This window comes from Blastococcus sp. SYSU DS0616, from assembly GCF_054051015.1.
This window is the reverse complement of the sequence record NZ_JBJHAJ010000025.1, coordinates 1-16132: the sequence shown is the minus strand read 5'-3', so window position 1 is coordinate 16132 and position 16132 is coordinate 1. Positions and strand designations below refer to the sequence as shown.

Sequence of the window (16132 nt, the reverse complement as noted above, 5' to 3'; positions counted from 1 at the left end):
TGCCTGAGGGGACCTCTTCCTAACCCACTGGTGACACGGGCCACAATGGTTGCCGGCTGCATCGGTGCAGACCGTGGCGCTGCGCTGCGCGGATGGGTTCGTGCACGGTGCTCGCAGCCCATCACGGGGGCTACCAGCACGGATTGCCGAGCACGACCGGACCCCGTGCCCCCCAGATGCCGCGGGGCCCGGGACCGACCGGTCCCGGGCCCCGCCCAGCCGTACAGCCGGGCGGCTCAGTTCGCCATGTCCACGAAGCGGCTGTAGTGGCCCTGGAAGGCGACCGTGACGTTGGCGGTCGGGCCGTTGCGGTGCTTGACCAGCATGATGTCGGCCTCGCCGGCCCGCGGGGACTCCTTCTCGTACATGTCCTCGCGGTGGATCATCATCACCATGTCGGCGTCCTGCTCGATCGAGCCGGACTCGCGGAGGTCCGAGAGCATCGGCTTCTTGTCCTGGCGCTGCTCCGACCCACGGTTCAGCTGCGACATCGCGATCACCGGGACCTCGAGCTCCTTGGCCAGCAGCTTGAGCGCACGGGAGAACTCCGAGACCTCCTGCTGGCGGCTCTCGACGCGCTTGCCCGACGTCATCAGCTGCAGGTAGTCGATGACCACGAGCTTGAGGTCGTTGCGCTGCTTGAGCCGCCGCGCCTTCGCCCGGATCTCCATCATCGTCATGTTCGGCGAGTCGTCGATGTAGAGCGGGGCGTCGGCGACCTCCCCCATCCGGCGCGCGAGCTTGGCCCAGTCCTCGTCGGAGAGGGAGCCGGCGCGCATGTGGTGCAGCGGCACCTTCGCCTCCGCCGACAGCAGACGCATGGTGATCTCGTGCTTGCTCATCTCCAGCGAGAAGATGACCGCGGGCAGCCCGTGCTTCACCGTCGCCGACCGGGCGATGTCCAGCCCCAGGGTCGACTTGCCCACGCCGGGACGGGCCGCGATGACGACCATCTGGCCCGCCTGCAGGCCGTTGGTCAGCTCGTCGAGGTCGCGGATGCCCGTGGGCACACCGCGGGCCGTGCCGCCGCGGGAGGCGATGGCGTCCAGCTCGTCCATCGTCGGCTGGAGGACGTCCTCGAGGCGCGAGTAGTCCTCGCTCATGCGTTTCTCGGTGACGTCGTAGATCTCCTGCTGGGCCCGGTCGACGATGTCGTCGACGTCGCCCTTCCCACCGGCTGCGCCGTAGCCCAGCTGGACGACCCGGGTACCGGCCTCCACCAGCCGTCGCAGCACCGCCTGCTCGGCGACGATCGCGGCGTAGTAGCCGGCGTTGGCCGCCGTCGGCGTGGACTGGATGAGCGTGTGCAGGTAGACCGCGCCGCCCATCTTCGACAGCTGGTCGGTGCGGTTGAGCTCCGCGGCCACGGTGATCGCGTCGGCCGGCTCACCCCGCCCGTACAGGTCGAGGATGCAGTCGAAGATCACCTGGTGCGCCGGCCGGTAGAAGTCGTTGCCGTGCAGCACCTCCACGACGTCTGCGATCGCGTCCTTGCTCAGCAGCATGCCGCCGAGCACCGACTGCTCCGCCGCGACGTCCTGCGGCGGCTGCCGGTCGTACGCCGGCGCTGTCGCGGACGGTCGGCTGAACTCGTCGGCCACCGCCACGGGGGTACCTCCATCTCCTTGCGGGCGCGCCCGCATCACCACCACGCGCAGGGGAAGTACGCGAGCTCGGCGGACGGCGCCATGCCGAACACCTGTTCGGCTCCTGCCTACCGGAGGGGACTGACAGTCACGTCCGCTCGGTGGCCGGAGAGGACGTTAGGAAGCAGCGCGGGCCACGTCCACCACCGGTGTGCACACCGATCTGCACAACTTGTGGACAAGTCGGTGGACGGACGCATGTCGACATGTGGAGGAGTACGGGGACAGCCGCTCCGCGCCGGCGGTCATCCGCCAGCTGACCTGCAGGGACGCTGCCCACCGGGTGTGGACGGAGAAAACCCAGGAAGAAAATCCGAGGTGTCGTACCAGGAGCCACACCGGTGCACCGGTCCCCTCCGCGAGGTCGGCCGGCCACCTTCCGGACGTGGCGTCGTGACCGGCCGGCCACCTCGTGGACGGCGCGCGATGACCGCCCCAGCGCCCCCGTGGCGGGCTCCGGCTGATCCCCGCCCTCCCGGGCACCCTGCCCCGGTCGGACGGCGCGAGAGCGGTCCTCAGGGCACCCGGCGGGCCGGCCACGCCGAGCAGGGGGGTCCGGCAGGGGCACGGCGGAGGCGTCAGGGGACCAGGCCCCGCAGACGCCACGAGGGGCGCCGGACCTGCGTCCGACGCCCCTCGTGGGCGGTGCCTTCGTCCGATGGCTCACCCCGAGCGAGCACGGGGAGAGCGCGGACGGGGCGCCCCTCTGCCCGGTCCCGTCGCGAGCGGCGGGCGGCAGAGGGGCCTCGATCAGCTGGCGACGACCTCGATGGTCAGCTGAGCGTTGACCTCCGGGTGCACCCGCACGGTGACGGTGTGCTGGCCCGTGGTCTTGATGCTGCTGGGCAGCTCGATCCGGCGACGGTCGAGCTCCGGGCCACCGGCGGCGGTCACGGCAGCGGCGACGTCGGCGGTGGTGACCCGGCCGAACAGCCGGCCACCGTCACCGGCGCGCGCCGGCACCTGGACGGTCAGCCCGGACAGGCGACCGGCCACGGCCTGCGCCTCCTCGAGCGACCGGACGTCGCGGGTGGCACGCGCCCGGCGCAGCGACTCGACCTGCTTCTCCGCACCCCGGGTGGCGACGATGGCCAGCCCGCGGGGCAGGAGGTAGTTGCGGCCGTAGCCGCCCTTGACCTCGACGGTGTCACCGGAGGACCCGAGACCGGTGACCTCCTGCGTGAGGATCAGCTTCATCGTGCTCATGATCAGCGCGCCGTCGAGGTGTAGGGCAGCAGGGCCATCTCACGGCTGTTCTTCACGGCCGTGGCGACGTCCCGCTGGTGCTGGCTGCAGTTGCCGCTGACGCGGCGGGCACGGATCTTGCCGCGGTCGGAGATGAACTTCCGCAGCAGGGTCGTGTCCTTGTAGTCGATGTAGGTCGCCTTGTCCTTGCAGAACTGGCAGACCTTCTTCTTGGGCTTGCGAACAGGGGGCTTGGGCACTGATATCTCCAGTGAGGGAAGTGCGTGGGTGACCTGGGGTGGCCCTCCTGCAGGGGCCCACGCCGAGCGGAGCGAGGCGTGGGGGGCAGGAGGGTCCTCTTAGAAGGGCGGCTCGTCCGACGGCCCGGCGGGCGTCGACCACGGGTCGCTCGCCCCGCCGCCACCGCCGAAACCACCACCGCCGCCACCGCCGCCGCCGCTGAAGCCGCCGCCGCCCTCACCGCGCGAGGCGCGGGTGACCTTGGCGGTGGCGTAGCGCAGGGAGGGGCCGATCTCGTCGACCTCGAGCTCGACGACGGTGCGCTTCTCGCCTTCCTTCGTCTCGAACGAGCGCTGCTTGAGGCGACCGCTGACGATGACCCGCGATCCACGGGTCAGCGACTCGGCCACGTTCTCCGCGGCCTGCCGCCACACGTTGCAGCGGAGGAACAGCGCCTCGCCGTCCTTCCACTCCTGCGACTGGCGGTCGAAGGTCCGCGGCGTCGAGGCCACGGTGAAGTTGGCGACGGCAGCGCCCGACGGCGTGAAGCGCAGCTCCGGATCGGCGGTGAGGTTGCCGATGACGGTGATGACGGTCTCGCCGGCCATGGTCAGTGGACCTCGGGCCGCATCAGCTTCGTGCGCAGGACCGACTCGTTGAGGTTCAGCTGCCGGTCGAGCTCGGCCACCGCGGCCGGCTCGGCCTGGATGTCCACGACCGCGTAGATGCCCTCGACGTGCTTCTTGATCTCGTAGGCCATGCGGCGACGGCCCCAGATCTCGGTCTTGACGGTGCCACCGGAGTTGGTGACGACGGTCAGGAACCGGTCGAGCGAGGGAGCGATCGTGCGCTCCTCCAGGTCGGGGTCGAGAATGACCATCAGTTCGTAGTGACGCACGGAGAACCCCACCTCCTCTGGTCTTCGCGGCTGCAGGGAATCTGCAGCAGGAGGGTCGTACACGCGTCGCGCGCCCCGGCAGGAGCCGGAACGCGCGCACCCAGGCTACCAGCGGCGGAGCAGGGCGGGCCAGGCGCTGTCCACAGGTGGGGGACCCCGTCCCTCCCCACCCCCTCGCGAGCTCGGGGCGGCCCCGGCGGGCCGAGCGACGAAGGCGACCCGTTGCCATGTTCTGCTAGCTCCACGTCGAGGCGACACCACGACCGGCGGATCACCCCGGTCACGGCCTCGACGATGACGTGACGTGCGCGATACGGGTGAACCCGCATCCCGTCGAGAAACCGGAGATCAGCATGGCCGTGCACCCCATCGGCGTACACGTGGGCACCGGAGCGGACGACGCACCCGTCCCCGGCCCGCTGGCCCGGGCGGCGGAGGTCGGCGCCGACGCGGTGCAGGTCTTCCTCGCCGATCCCCAGGGGTGGAAGGCGCCACCTCCCCGCCCCGATGCCGCGCAGCTGCGCGAGTCCGGCCTCGCGCTGTTCGTCCACGCCCCCTACGTGCTCAACGTGGCGACGACGAAGAACCGCATCCGCATCCCCAGCCGGACGCTGCTGGGCAAGCACGCCCAGGCCGCGGCGGAGGTGGGCGCGCGCGGCCTCGTGGTCCACGGCGGGCACGTGCTGGCCGGCGACGACCCGGCTGTGGGCGTCGACAACTGGCGCAAGACGTTCGCCCGTCAGGCCGAGCAGGGCGGCTTCCCTGTGCCCGTGCTGATCGAGAACACCGCCGGGGGCGGCAACGCGATGGCCCGCGACCTGGACGCGCTCGGCCGGCTGTGGGAGGCCGTCGGCGAGTACGGGGCCGGCTTCGTCCTGGACACCTGCCACGGCTGGGCCGCCGGCTGGGACCTCGGCGCGGCCGTCGACGCCGTCCGCGCGGTGACGGGCCGGATCGACCTGGTCCACCTGAACAACAGCCGGGACGCCGCGGGCTCCGGACGCGACCGCCACGCGCCGCTCGACGGCGGGGAGATCTCCCGCGAAGTGCTGGTGGAGGTGGCGCGCGCTGCCGACTGCCCGGTGATCCTGGAGACCCCGGGCGACGCTGCGGCGCACGCGGCCGAAATCGGGCTGCTACGCGACGCGCTGGGCTGACCGGCGCAGCACGAACCGGTCGGGAGCGTGCTCCAGCGGCCCACCGGCCGGGTCGTCCACTCCGGGCCAGCTGGTGCGCACGACGTCCCGGTCCGGATCCAGCACGTCCCGCACGACCAGCGCCATGAGGACGACGACGGCCGCGTCGCGGACGGTCACCGCGAGGAGGAACCACTCGACGTCGATCCCCCGGTTCTCCGTGCCCAGGTACCAGAGCAGCCGGGGCACCCAGAGCAGCGCCTCGGTGGCCTGCCAGGCCAGCAGCGAGCGCCATCGGGGCCGGGCGAGCACGGCCAGGGGGAGCAGCCACAGGGAGTACTGCGGGCTCCACACCTTGTTGGTGAGCAGGAAGACCGCGACCAGCAGGAAGGCGATCTGGGCGACCCGCGGTCGCACTGGCGCGGCCAAGGTCAGCCATGCGACGGCCGCGAGCCCGGCCAGCAGCGCCACCGCGACGGCAGCGTTGAGCACCGTCGGGGTCTGCCCCTCGGCCAGCGGGCCGTCGAGCAGCTGGTCGCCGGCGACGTGCAGCGCCAGGTTCCACAGGGAGTCGGGATCGGCCGGCCGCGCGCTGTTCAGCCGGAAGAAGCGCGACCAGTTCTCCGGCGCCAGCACCGCGATCGGCACGTTGACCACCGCCCAGGCGAGCACGGCAGCCACCGCGGTGCGCAGCCATACCCGCAGCCGCCCCGACCGCAGGCAGAGCAGGAAGAGGACTGCCAACAGGAAGGCCGGGTAGAGCTTGGCGGCGGCACCCAGGCCGAGGAGGACGCCGGCGAGCACCGGGCGGCGCCGGGCCCAGGCCCACATCCCCAGAGTGGCCAGCGCCACCGCGAACAGGTCCCAGTTGGTGAAGGCATGCACCACCAGCAGCGGGGACAGCCCGATCATCGCCGCATCCCACGGCCGGCGGCCGGCCAGCGCCAGAGTGGCCCGCACCACGAGCAGGGCACACGCGGTCAGCAGCAGACAGGTGACCACGTAGTAGCTCTGCACCGGGGGGACGGCGGGCAGCAGCCCGGACGCCGCCGCGGCCCGGTCGTAGCCGGCGGCGACGGTGGCGGCCAGCGCCATGAACCCACCGGTGAGCACGGGGTACTCGACGGCGGAGTCCAGGTAGGGCAGGGCGCCGTCGCCGAGCCCGTGCAGCCCGAACAGCGGCACCGTGTCCGAGTAGCAGAAGTGCGTGTACTGGACGGAGCCCGACCAGTCGCCGTCGGCGCACGGTGCCTGCTTCACCCAGGCCACGGCCAGCGCGAGCGTGGCGAACAGCAGGCACACGCGCAGCGGCGTCCAGAAGAGCGCACGGCCGGTGAGGGCGAAGCGGCCCCACGGGCCCCCGACGGCTTCGCTGGCCTGCCGGACCACCGGATCGGTCCAGGAGGGCACCACGCGATCCGGCGCTGACCCGCGCGGAGTTCCACGTGGAACGAGCACGGGCCCGTCCGCGGTGGCGGACGGGCCCGTGGGCGTGCTGCGCATGGCAGCAGTGTGCGTGATCGGTCAGTCGACCGGCGGCGGGACGACGGGGCCGGGCGTGCCTTCCCCGGTGCCGCCGGTCCCGCCGGTTCCCCCGGTGCCCCCGGTGCCGCCCGTGCCCCCGGTTCCCCCGGTGCCGCCCGTTCCCCCGGTTCCCCCGGTGCCCCCGGTCCCGCCGGTCCCGCCCGTGCCGCCGGTTCCCCCGGTGCCGTCCGTGTCACCGGTGCCGTCCGTGCCACCGGTGCCGTCCGTGCCACCGGTGCCGTCCGTGCCACCGGTGTCGCCGGTACTCGGCGTCGTGGTGGCCGGAGCGCTCGAGGTCGGTGCGCTCGGGGTCGACGTGGACGGCGGGGCCGCAGGGGTGTCCACCGGCGCGGGCGCCTCGGTCGTCGGCTCGGGAACGCCCTGACCGGTGTCGCCGGTGATGAGCGGCCGGTCGGGCAGGTCCTCCTCCGGGGTGCCGGCGTGCACCGCGTCCATGTAGTCCTGCCAGATGGCACCGGGCAGCCCCGCGCCGTAGATGATCTGGCCCTGGGTCGTCCGGATCGGCTCGCGGTACTCGGTGCCCATCCAGACCGCGGTGGAGACCGAGGGGGTGTAGCCGACCATCCAGGCGTCGGAGTTGTCCTCGCGGTTCAGCCCCTGCGTACCGGTCTTGCTGGCCACCTCCCGGCCACCGTCGAGCGACCGGCGGGAGTAGGAGGCGACGTCCTTCAGCGCGACGGTCACGTCGTTGACGACGTCGGCCGGCAGCACCTGCTCGCCGGGCGGTGGGGCGTTCTCCAGGAGCACGGTCCCCTCGCTGTCGGTGACCCGGGAGACGAAGTGCGCGTCCCGGAAGACGCCACCCGCCGCCAGCGTGGCGAAGCCCTGGGCCTGGTCGATCGGGCGCATCTCGTACTCGCCGATGCCGATAGAGGAGCCGGTCAGCCCGTCGGCGTTGGCCAGCGTCGTGTAGCCCTCGAGGTTGCCGCTCTCCCAGGTCTCGGGGAGGCCCGTGGCCGCGCGGATCGTCTCCCGAACGTTCTCCGGGCCGACCTCGTACGCCAGGCCGTAGAACGTGGTGTTCAGCGACCGGGTGATCGCCTCGGTGAGCGTGCAGGCCGCGCAGCTGGTGCCGCCGGAGTTGGTGACCGGCTGGCCCGGGCGGTCGGGGAAGGTCTGCGGCGAGCTGCCGTCGCGTCGCGCCCGGATGCCGATGCCCTGCTCCAACGCCGTGGCCAGGACGTAGGGCTTCACCGACGAACCGGGCTGCCGCACGGCCTGCGCGAAGTCGGTCCCGACGCCGTTCTCGCCGCCGTAGTAGGCGATCACCCCACCGGTGCGGGGATCGATGGACACCAGGGCCGACCGGAGGTTGTCCGGCTGACCGTCCAGCGCCGCCCGCGCACTCGCGACGGCGGCATCCTGCGCCGGCTTGCTGATCGTGGTCGTGATCTGCAGACCGCCGGCGTTGATCTCCTGCTCGTCGTAACCGCGCGCCTGGAGCTCCCGCCGCACCTCCTTGACGATGTGGCCCTCCGGGCCCTCCGGGGTGCCGAGCGGGGAGTCGCCCCGGGGCAGCACCTTGGGGTAGACCGACGCCGCCCGCTCCTCGGCCGTCAGCCAGCCCTCCTCGACCATCGCGTCGAGCACCAGGCCCCAGCGCTTCTGCGCGCCCTCGGGGTTCGTCTCGGGGTCGTTGCCGGAGGGGCTTCGGATCAGGACGGCGAGCACGGCGCCCTGCTGCGGGGTCAGCTCGGCCGCCGAGACGCCGAAGTAGGTGTTCGCCGCGGCCTCGATGCCGTAGGCGCCGCGGCCGTAGTAGATGGTGTTGAGGTAGTTCTCGAGGATCTGCTCCTTCGAGAAGTTGTTGTCCAGCTTGATCGCCAGGAACAGCTCCTGGAACTTGCGGCTGAACGTCTGGTCGGACGTCAGGAAGGCGTTCTTCACGTACTGCTGGGTGATCGTCGAGCCACCCTGCGTGGAGCCCCCGGTGAGGTTGTTCCACGCCGCGCGGACGATGCCGGTGAAGGAGATACCCGGGTCGGTGTAGAAGCTCCGGTTCTCCGCGGCGAGCACGGCGCGCTGAGCGGGCTCGGAGATCTGGTCCAGCGGCACGTTGGTGCGGTTCTCGTCACCCAGCCGCGCCATCTCCGTGACACCGTCGGCGTAGTGGATGACCGTGGTCTGCTTGGTGGAGACCGAGTCGGGGCTCGGCACCTCGGTGCTGGCATAGACCACACCGACGAAGACGCAGAGCAGCGCGAGCAGCCCACCCATCACCGCGGCGGTGATCTTCAGCCGGCGATTGCGGCGCTGCTTCGTGCTTCGGGACGCCTTGCCCTTGGCGGCCGGGCGGCCCGGGGGGCGTCCCGAGCCACCGCGCGAGGCCCCGGTCGCGCCGCGCGAGGAGCCGGCCCCGCCGCGCGAGGAGCCGGTGCCGCCCCGCGACGCGGGAGGACGTCTTCCCGCGGGCGGTCGGCCGGAACCGCCACCCCCGCCGGTGCTGCGGGTACGGGCGGCCGGCGGCCGGCGCACCGAGCCGGCCCGCGGTGCGACGGGCGAGGTCTCGTCGTGGCTGGGCACGAGCGCACCCCTTCCTGGACTGTGGTGGGCGACGCCGGGCACCTGCCCGGACGCAGCGGTTCGTCTTCAGCTGTGGCAGCGGAGCAGGCCCGCCGCGTTGCGGGCCAGGTGGAGCACGTGGGACGGGGGTCCTGCCGACCGGCCCGTCACTGCTCGGGTGCCGCCCGGCGCCGGCCGCGGCGGGGCCGTCGGCCCGGCTCGGGCTCAGCTCCGAGGACGTACGAGCAGTCCAGGTGGTTCCAGCCGCAGCCGCGGCACACCTCGACCCGGTACACCGAGAACTCGTCCTGGGCGGCGTCCATGCGGGCGAGCTCGACCTCGGTCTTGGCCTGGCCGGCCACCGGCCCGAGGTGCTCGCCGTACACGTAGTTCACCAGGGTGAGACGTTCCCGTCGGCACACCGGGCAGGCGGTGTCGGTCGGCTCTCCGTGGTACTTGGCCGCCCGCGAGAGGTACGGACTGGCGTCGCACACCTCGAACAACCCGGTACGGCCCGCATGTACTCCCGCGAGGACGGCTCGCCGCTGCAGCGAGTAGTCCACGACGGAACGACGTCCGGGCACGGCGGCCAATGTACGCACCGGCCCCGCGTCCGTGGGACTGCCGAACACGGGTCTCACCTCGGGTCTCACCTCGGGTGACACACGCGCCCCACGGCTCCGGGGTGGAGCAGCAGGAACGCCCGATGTATCGTGCCGATACATCGACTGAAGGCGCGACCGGGGAGGGCGACGTGCTCGAGTTCGCCATCCTCGGCCTGCTGCACCAGGCCCCGATGCACGGGTACGAGCTGCGCAAGCAGCTCGCCGCGGTGCTCGGCGGGCTGCGCAGCATCTCCTACGGCTCGCTGTACCCCGCGCTGCGGCGGATGCAGGCGGCCGGGCTGATCTCCACCGACGAGCCCACGCCGCGTGCCCTGCTGCCGGCCGACGCACCGCCGCTGACCGGCCGGCGCGGGAAGGTGGTCTACACGATCACCGCGGAAGGCAAGGAGCGCTTCCACGAGCTGGTCAGCCAGACCGGCCCGGAGGCCTACGACGACGGTGGTCTCTTCGGCGTCCGCCTGGCCTTCTTCCGCCACACGGCGCGCGACGTCCGGCTGCGGATCCTCGAAGGCCGCCGGCGCACCGTGGAGCGGCAGCGGGAAGGGTTGCGGGCCTCGTTGGCCCGGACCCGCGAACGGCTCGACCGCTACACGCTCGAACTGCAGCGCCACGGTCTGGAGTCGGTGGACAGAGAGGTCCGCTGGCTCTCCGAGCTCATCGACAGCGAACGGGCGGAATCCGGCGACCGGCCGGGTCACCACTCGGGCGAGGACGACGGGCCGGCCGCTGCGGAGCACGTCCCGACCTAGCAACGGTCACTGCACCACCCAGCACCTATCGGCGGGCCAGCCCGCCTAGACAGCAACGGACCACACCTGGTCCGCGCCCAGGGGACCACCACGGTCCAGGAGTAAGGAGAGTCATGGGGTCAGTCAAGGTCGCCATCGTCGGCGTCGGTAACTGCGCCGCCTCGCTGGTGCAGGGCGTGCACTACTACCGCGACGCCGACGAGACCACGTCCGTCCCGGGCCTGATGCACGTCCGTTTCGGTGAGTACCACGTCTCCGACATCGAGTTCGTGGCCGCGTTCGACGTCGACGCCAAGAAGGTCGGCCGCGACCTCTCCGAGGCCATCGTCGCCAGCGAGAACAACACGATCAAGATCTGCGACGTCCCGCCGCTGGGCGTGACCGTGCAGCGCGGGACCACCCTCGACGGGCTCGGCAAGTACTACCGCGAGATGGTCGAGGAGTCCGACGAGCAGCCGGTCGACGTCGTCGCCGCCCTGCGCGAGTCCGGCGCGGACGTGCTCGTCTGCTACCTCCCCGTCGGGTCGCAGCAGGCCGCCGAGTTCTACGCGCAGGCCGCGCTCGACGCCGGCGTCGCGTTCGTCAACGCCCTGCCGGTGTTCATCGCCGGCACGAAGGAGTGGGCGGACAAGTTCACCGCCGCCGGTGTGCCGATCGTCGGCGACGACATCAAGAGCCAGGTCGGCGCCACCATCACCCACCGGGTGCTCGCCAAGCTCTTCGAGGACCGCGGCGTGCAGCTGGACCGCACGATGCAGCTCAACGTCGGCGGCAACATGGACTTCAAGAACATGCTCGAGCGCGAGCGACTGGAGTCCAAGAAGATCTCCAAGACCCAGGCCGTCACCAGCCAGGTCGACCGGGACATGGGCGTGGGCAACGTGCACATCGGCCCGTCGGACCACGTGCCGTGGCTGAGCGACCGCAAGTGGGCCTACGTCCGCCTCGAGGGCCGCGCGTTCGGCGACGTCCCGCTGAACCTGGAGTACAAGCTCGAGGTCTGGGACTCCCCCAACTCGGCCGGCATCATCATCGACGCCGTCCGCGCCGCGAAGATCGCCAAGGACCGCGGCATCGGCGGCCCGATCCTGTCGGCGTCCTCCTACTTCATGAAGAGCCCGCCGGTGCAGTACAGCGACAGCGAGGCCCGCGACGCCGTCGAGGCCTTCATCCGCGGCGACGTCGCGTAAGGACCCCCCGCTCGCTCCGCTCACGGCGGGGCCCTGCAGGGAGGCCGTTCCATACGGTCACCGGGCCCGCATCCCTCCGGGGATGCGGGCCCTGTCGCGTTTCCTGCCGGGGGATGGGTGGCCCCCCTGCAGGGACCCGCCGCGAGCCTGCGAGTGGCGGGGGCGGGGCGGTCCCTTCACTACGCTTCCGTCATGCCTGCCCGCCCCCGCCTCGTCCCCCGAGCGAGCGCGGCGGGGCTGGCACTCCTGATCCTCGCCGGGTGCACGACCGAGCCGCGGCAGGCCGGTGAGCCGGTCACCGAGGAGGACGCCGCCGTGCTGGCGGAGCTGCTGCACCGCAACCACGAGGAGGGCGGCGCGGATTTCGTCGTGACGGTGCCGTTCTCCGATGACGCGGTGCTCACGCTGACCGGCCAGATCGACTTCCAGCGCGCGGTCGGCCAGGTGCAGGCGGTGACCGAGGTCGACAGCGAGGACCGGGACACCCGCACCCTCTTCTTCGACCGCGACCACCTCTGGTCCGGTGACGTGCCGGGGCTGACCGAGGCGCTCGCCGCCGACGGCGCGCCGGCCGCGACCTACCTGCGCCGGCCCCTGTCGACGGAGCAGGCGGAACCGCCGCTGCTCGACGTGGTCATCCGGGTGCTGCAGAACCTCTCCGCGGAGCGCCCCGACGAGCCCGGGGACTTCCTGACCGGCCCGTACCAGTGGCACGGGGAGCAGGCGATCGACGGCCGGCCGACCACGGTGTACCGGCTCCGGGACGAGCGCACCGTCGCGGTCGACGACTCCGATCGGACGCTCGTGCAGTACCGGACGCCGCTGGCCGACGGCAGCATGCAGGTGACCGTCACGCTCGCGGAGCACGGGACCCGCCGGCTGGCGCTGCCCACGGCGGGGGAGACGGCAGCCGCTGCGGACCACCCGGAGATCGCCGAGGCGTTCGGCATCTGACCGGGCCGGCCGGGGCGGGGATCGTCACCGCCGGAAGACAGCGGGAAGGGGCGGCCTCTTCCCCAGACCGCCCCTTCCCGGGTCCCTTCCTACCAGACGGCGGCTGATCGCGCTGCTGGTGCGTGGCAGGTGGGGCGTCAGTTGACGGTGGGATCCGGCGTCGCCGACGAGAGCACCGCGAGGCGACCGGTCTGCCGTCCCACCACCCGGCGCCAGAGCTGCGGGCCCGAGAGGTCGCTGAGCACGTCACCGGGCCGGCTCGGGACGCAGGCCCACGCTCCCTCGGCGATCTCGTCGGCCAGCTGACCGGGTGACCAGCCCGCATAGCCGGCGAAGACCCGCAGCCCGCGCAGCCGGCCGACGAGCTCCTCGGGGTCGGTGTCGAGGTCGACGAGGTGCACGTCACCCGCCACGGGACGCAGGGCGGGCGCCACCACGTCGGCGGCCGCGGTCGCCAGGCACAGCGCCGTGTCGGTCTCGCACGGCCCGCCCACGTGGAAGACCCCGGGGGCGACGGCGAGATCGCACCAGCCCGGCAGCACGTCGCGGATCTCCACCTGGCTGGGCTGCCCCAGGACGACACCGAGCGTGCCGGTGTCGGAGTGGTCGAGGACGTAGACGACCGAGCCGGCGAACGTGGGTTCGGTCAACGCCGGCATCGCCACCAGGAGGGCGCCCGCCCGGACGTCGTCCAGGCAGCCGACCGACAGCTGGGGGACCGCAGCGGCACGACGGCGACCGGTCGCGGGCCGCGAGGGCGGACCGGACTCGGGCTCGGGCGGGGGAGGCACCGGCGACATCCTCCCCAGTGTGCCCCACCTCGACGCCGACGGTCGCTTCCCGGCCGCGCGGATGGCAGGGGACCGGCCGGCCCCCGCTTGCCTGCGAGGGGCGGGGAGCAGGCGGCCCCGTCCAGAGGCTCGCCGCGAGCTGCGAGCAGGGAGGAGGACGGCGGCCCCCTGCAGGGTCCCGCCGCGAGCCTCCGAGGGGCGGGGAGCAGGCGGCCCCGTCCAGAGGCTCGCCGCGAGCCTGCGAGCGGGGAGGGGGACGGCGGCCCCCTGCAGGGTCCCGCCGCGAGCCTCCGAGGGGCGGGGAGCAGGCGGCCCCGTCCAGAGGCTCGCCGCGAGCCTGCGAGCGGGGAGGGGGACGGCGACCCCCTGCAGGGTCCCGCCGCGAGCCTGCGAGGGGCGGGGGGCAGGCGGCCCCGTCCAGAGGCTCGCCGCGAGCCTGCGAGCGGGGAGGGGGACGGGGTCCTGTGCCTAGGGTGGCCGGGTGGCGGAGGCGGGGACGACCGTGCGGGGCGTCCTGGCGCGCCGGGACTTCCGGAGACTCCTGGGCACACGGTTGCTCTCGCAGTTCGGGGACGGCGTCTTCCAGGCCGCCCTCGCCGGCACGGTGCTGTTCAACCCCCAGCGCGCCGCCGACCCGGTCGACATCGCCGCCGGCTTCGCCGTCCTCCTGCTGCCGTACTCCTTCGTCGGGCCGTTCGCCGGCGTCTGGCTGGACCGCTGGAGCCGGCGCCAGGTCCTCCTCCTCGCCAACGTGCTGCGGGCGGGCCTCGTGGCGGTGGTGGCCGCGCTGGTGGTCGCCGGCGTCCAGGGAACGGGCTTCTACGTGGCCGGGCTCGCCGTCTTCTCGGTCAACCGGTTCGTGCTCGCGGCGCTCTCGGCCGGGCTCCCGCACACGGTCGACGACACGTCGCTGGTTCCGGCCAACGCCCTCTCGACGACGTCGGGCGCCGTGGCCACGGTGGTCGGGGGCGGGGCGGCCCTCGTCCTCCTCCAGCTGACCGGCTCCGACGACGCCGGGTACGCCACGGTGGCCCTGTCGGCGGCCCTGCCCTACCTCGCGGCAGCGACCGTCGTCGCCGGCTTCCGGCGGGGGTACCTGGGGCCCGACCACATGGCGCGTTCGGCCCGGCTGTCCGCGGCGCAGGTGCTGGCCGGCATGGTCGCCGGCGCCCGGCACGCCTGGCGGCACCGCCCGGCCGCCGCCGCGCTCACCGCGATCGGCCTGCACCGCGTCTGGTTCGGCCTGCTGACGCTGATGGCCCTGCTGCTCTACCGGAACACCTTCGTCGGCGAGGCCGGCGCCTTCCCCGGCGGCCTGGTGGGGCTCGGGCAGGTCGTCGCCGCGATCGCCGTGGGCACGCTCACCGCCGCAGCCGTGACGCCGTCCGCCGTGCGGCGCATCGGCAAGCACCGGTGGATCGGGCTCCTGCTGACCGTCGGCGGAGCACTCCAGGTCGGCCTGGGCCTGCTGGTGCAGCCCCCGGCCGCCGTGGCGGCCGGGTTCGTCCTGGGCCTCCTGGGTCAGGGGGTGAAGATCTGCGTCGACACGACGCTGCAGGAGTCGATCGACGACGACCACCGGGGACGGGTCTTCTCCGTCTACGACACCGTGTTCAACGTCAGCTACGTCGCCGCGCTGCTGGCGGGGGCGTTCACCCTCCCGGCGTCCGGCGTCTCGCCTCCGCTGCTCGGCGTCATCGGCGCGGGCTACGTCGCCACCGCCCTGCTGCACGCGCGCATGGTCCGGCGCTGACCCGCCCGTCGCTCAGAGCTCGGGCACGCACGGTCCCCGGCCGAGCGCGGCCAGGCCGGTGCGGTCCCCGTCGGCGAACTCGGCCACCGCGCGCCGGGCCTCGGGGTACATGAGTTCCCGGTCGTCGTCCACGTGGGAGAGCCCCACCAGGTGCCCCAGCTCGTGCAGCACCACCGACCGGACGGCGGCGGCGCCCCCCGGTTCGGCCAGCAGGCGCGGTGCCTGGCCGGCGTCCAGGCTCACGGTGCCGGTGACGTACACCCGGGGTCCGTCGCCGAGGGAGACCGCGGTGCTCCCGGCGGCTCCGACCACGTCGCCGGCGAGGGTGGGGTCCTCTGCCTCGGTCTGCCAGCCGATCAGCACCGGCGCCCAGCGGTCCCCGTAGCGATCGGGCTGGAAGGGCGCCCGCTGCCCGCCCATCGGCTCGTCGGTGTAGCCGTCGAAGACGAACCGCAGACCGGTGACCTCGCTGATCCCGGTGACGGCGTCGTGCACCAGCTCCTCGGTGCCCGGCGGCGCTGCGGCCGGGCGCAGGACGTAGTGGATCTCGCGGCAGGGGTCGTAGGCGACCGGCGTCACCCCGTCCTCCTGCAGCGCCGCGTAGGCGTGCGCCCCGCCCGCTGCCGGCGGTGCCGGCGGACTACCCAACGGCGTCGTGGCCCCGGATGGCGTAGGGCGGTCGGTCGGCCGCGCGGGGACGGCGGGGGCGGCCGTCCCCGGCGCGGGGAGGCCGTCCGCCGCCCAGGGCCACGCCGGAGGATCGGTCAGGGCGATCCCCGTCGCCACGGCGACGGCGACGAACGGCACGGCCCACCGGCCCCGGGGGGGGGGGGGGGGGGGGGGGGGGGGGGGGGGGGGGGGGGGGGGGGGGGGGGGGGGGGGGGGGGGGGGGGGGGGGGGGGGGGGGGGGGGGGGGG

General features: G+C 73.3%; 15 protein-coding genes. 5 read left to right on the top strand and 10 right to left on the bottom strand.

The window, feature by feature from the left end; genetic code table 11:
* Positions 1-236: 236 nt before the first annotated feature.
* The 5 genes from dnaB to rpsF form a co-directional block, all read right to left on the bottom strand.
* Positions 237-1607, bottom strand: coding sequence for a replicative DNA helicase (dnaB, locus tag ACI79K_RS16665; protein ID WP_456589619.1), 1371 nt, complete (start codon positions 1605-1607; stop codon positions 237-239).
* A 789-nt stretch (positions 1608-2396) separates the two neighbouring features.
* A complete protein-coding gene (gene rplI / locus ACI79K_RS16660) occupies positions 2397-2843 on the bottom strand; it encodes a 50S ribosomal protein L9 (protein WP_456589618.1) in 447 nt (148 codons plus the stop codon).
* Between the two features lie 11 nt (positions 2844-2854).
* Complete coding sequence (gene rpsR / locus ACI79K_RS16655) at positions 2855-3091, bottom strand: 30S ribosomal protein S18 (protein ID WP_073422051.1); 237 nt, start codon at positions 3089-3091, stop codon at positions 2855-2857.
* A 99-nt stretch (positions 3092-3190) separates the two neighbouring features.
* Positions 3191-3679, bottom strand: a complete 489-nt coding sequence (locus tag ACI79K_RS16650; RefSeq protein WP_456589617.1) for a single-stranded DNA-binding protein — start codon at positions 3677-3679, stop codon at positions 3191-3193.
* Between the two features lie 2 nt (positions 3680-3681).
* Positions 3682-3969 carry a 30S ribosomal protein S6 gene (rpsF, locus tag ACI79K_RS16645; protein WP_236826531.1) on the bottom strand — a complete coding sequence of 96 codons (288 nt, stop codon included), beginning with the start codon at positions 3967-3969 and terminating at the stop codon, positions 3682-3684.
* Between the two features lie 353 nt (positions 3970-4322).
* Here rpsF and ACI79K_RS16640 point away from each other — a divergent pair, with 353 nt between their 5' ends.
* The gene (locus ACI79K_RS16640; protein ID WP_456600249.1) at positions 4323-5126 is read left to right on the top strand and encodes a deoxyribonuclease IV; all 804 of its coding nucleotides are present in this window, start codon (positions 4323-4325) and stop codon (positions 5124-5126) included.
* Here ACI79K_RS16640 and ACI79K_RS16635 read toward each other — a convergent pair.
* The 3 genes from ACI79K_RS16635 to ACI79K_RS16625 all read right to left on the bottom strand — a co-directional run bounded on the left by ACI79K_RS16635 (position 5106) and on the right by ACI79K_RS16625 (position 9736).
* Complete coding sequence (locus ACI79K_RS16635) at positions 5106-6515, bottom strand: glycosyltransferase family 87 protein (protein WP_456600248.1); 1410 nt, start codon at positions 6513-6515, stop codon at positions 5106-5108. The genes ACI79K_RS16640 and ACI79K_RS16635 overlap by 21 nt on opposite strands.
* 114 nt (positions 6516-6629) lie before the next feature.
* The gene (locus ACI79K_RS16630; protein ID WP_456600247.1) at positions 6630-9173 is read right to left on the bottom strand and encodes a transglycosylase domain-containing protein; all 2544 of its coding nucleotides are present in this window, start codon (positions 9171-9173) and stop codon (positions 6630-6632) included.
* Positions 9174-9319: 146 nt separating this feature from the next.
* Positions 9320-9736, bottom strand: a complete 417-nt coding sequence (locus ACI79K_RS16625; RefSeq protein WP_456589613.1) for a DUF5318 family protein — start codon at positions 9734-9736, stop codon at positions 9320-9322.
* A 170-nt stretch (positions 9737-9906) separates the two neighbouring features.
* Between ACI79K_RS16625 and ACI79K_RS16620 the strand changes: the two genes are divergently transcribed.
* The 3 genes from ACI79K_RS16620 to ACI79K_RS16610 all read left to right on the top strand — a co-directional run bounded on the left by ACI79K_RS16620 (position 9907) and on the right by ACI79K_RS16610 (position 12671).
* Positions 9907-10527: a helix-turn-helix transcriptional regulator gene (locus ACI79K_RS16620; protein WP_456589612.1), complete on the top strand. Its 621-nt coding sequence runs from the start codon at positions 9907-9909 to the stop codon at positions 10525-10527.
* Between the two features lie 113 nt (positions 10528-10640).
* Positions 10641-11717 (top strand): inositol-3-phosphate synthase, encoded by a 1077-nt coding sequence (locus ACI79K_RS16615; protein WP_456589611.1) that lies wholly within the window; start codon positions 10641-10643, stop codon positions 11715-11717.
* A 192-nt stretch (positions 11718-11909) separates the two neighbouring features.
* Positions 11910-12671 carry a hypothetical protein gene (locus ACI79K_RS16610; protein WP_456600246.1) on the top strand — a complete coding sequence of 254 codons (762 nt, stop codon included), beginning with the start codon at positions 11910-11912 and terminating at the stop codon, positions 12669-12671.
* A gap of 137 nt (positions 12672-12808) precedes the next feature.
* On the opposite strand, the gene ACI79K_RS16605 is transcribed toward ACI79K_RS16610, so the two are convergent.
* Entirely contained in the window at positions 12809-13462 is a 654-nt protein-coding gene (locus ACI79K_RS16605) for a YqgE/AlgH family protein (protein WP_456589609.1), read from the bottom strand.
* A 481-nt stretch (positions 13463-13943) separates the two neighbouring features.
* On the opposite strand from ACI79K_RS16605, the gene ACI79K_RS16600 reads away from it, so the two are divergent.
* Entirely contained in the window at positions 13944-15215 is a 1272-nt protein-coding gene (locus tag ACI79K_RS16600; RefSeq protein ID WP_456600245.1) for an MFS transporter, read from the top strand.
* 12 nt (positions 15216-15227) lie between these two features.
* Here ACI79K_RS16600 and ACI79K_RS16595 read toward each other — a convergent pair whose 3' ends face one another.
* On the bottom strand, positions 15228-15863 hold the full coding sequence (locus tag ACI79K_RS16595; RefSeq protein ID WP_456600244.1) for a matrixin family metalloprotease: 636 nt from the start codon (positions 15861-15863) through the stop codon (positions 15228-15230).
* Positions 15864-16132 lie beyond the last annotated feature (269 nt).

Bases quoted from the DNA above. Each gene is read 5' to 3' on its own strand.
- ACI79K_RS16610 (WP_456600246.1), top strand. From the start codon at position 11,910: ATGCCTGCCCGCCCCCGCCTCGTCCCCCGAGCGAGCGCGGCGGGGCTG.
- ACI79K_RS16640 (WP_456600249.1), top strand. From the start codon at position 4,323: ATGGCCGTGCACCCCATCGGCGTACACGTGGGCACCGGAGCGGACGAC.
- ACI79K_RS16650 (WP_456589617.1), bottom strand. From the start codon at position 3,679: ATGGCCGGCGAGACCGTCATCACCGTCATCGGCAACCTCACCGCCGAT.
- ACI79K_RS16615 (WP_456589611.1), top strand. From the start codon at position 10,641: ATGGGGTCAGTCAAGGTCGCCATCGTCGGCGTCGGTAACTGCGCCGCC.
- rplI (WP_456589618.1), bottom strand. From the start codon at position 2,843: ATGAAGCTGATCCTCACGCAGGAGGTCACCGGTCTCGGGTCCTCCGGT.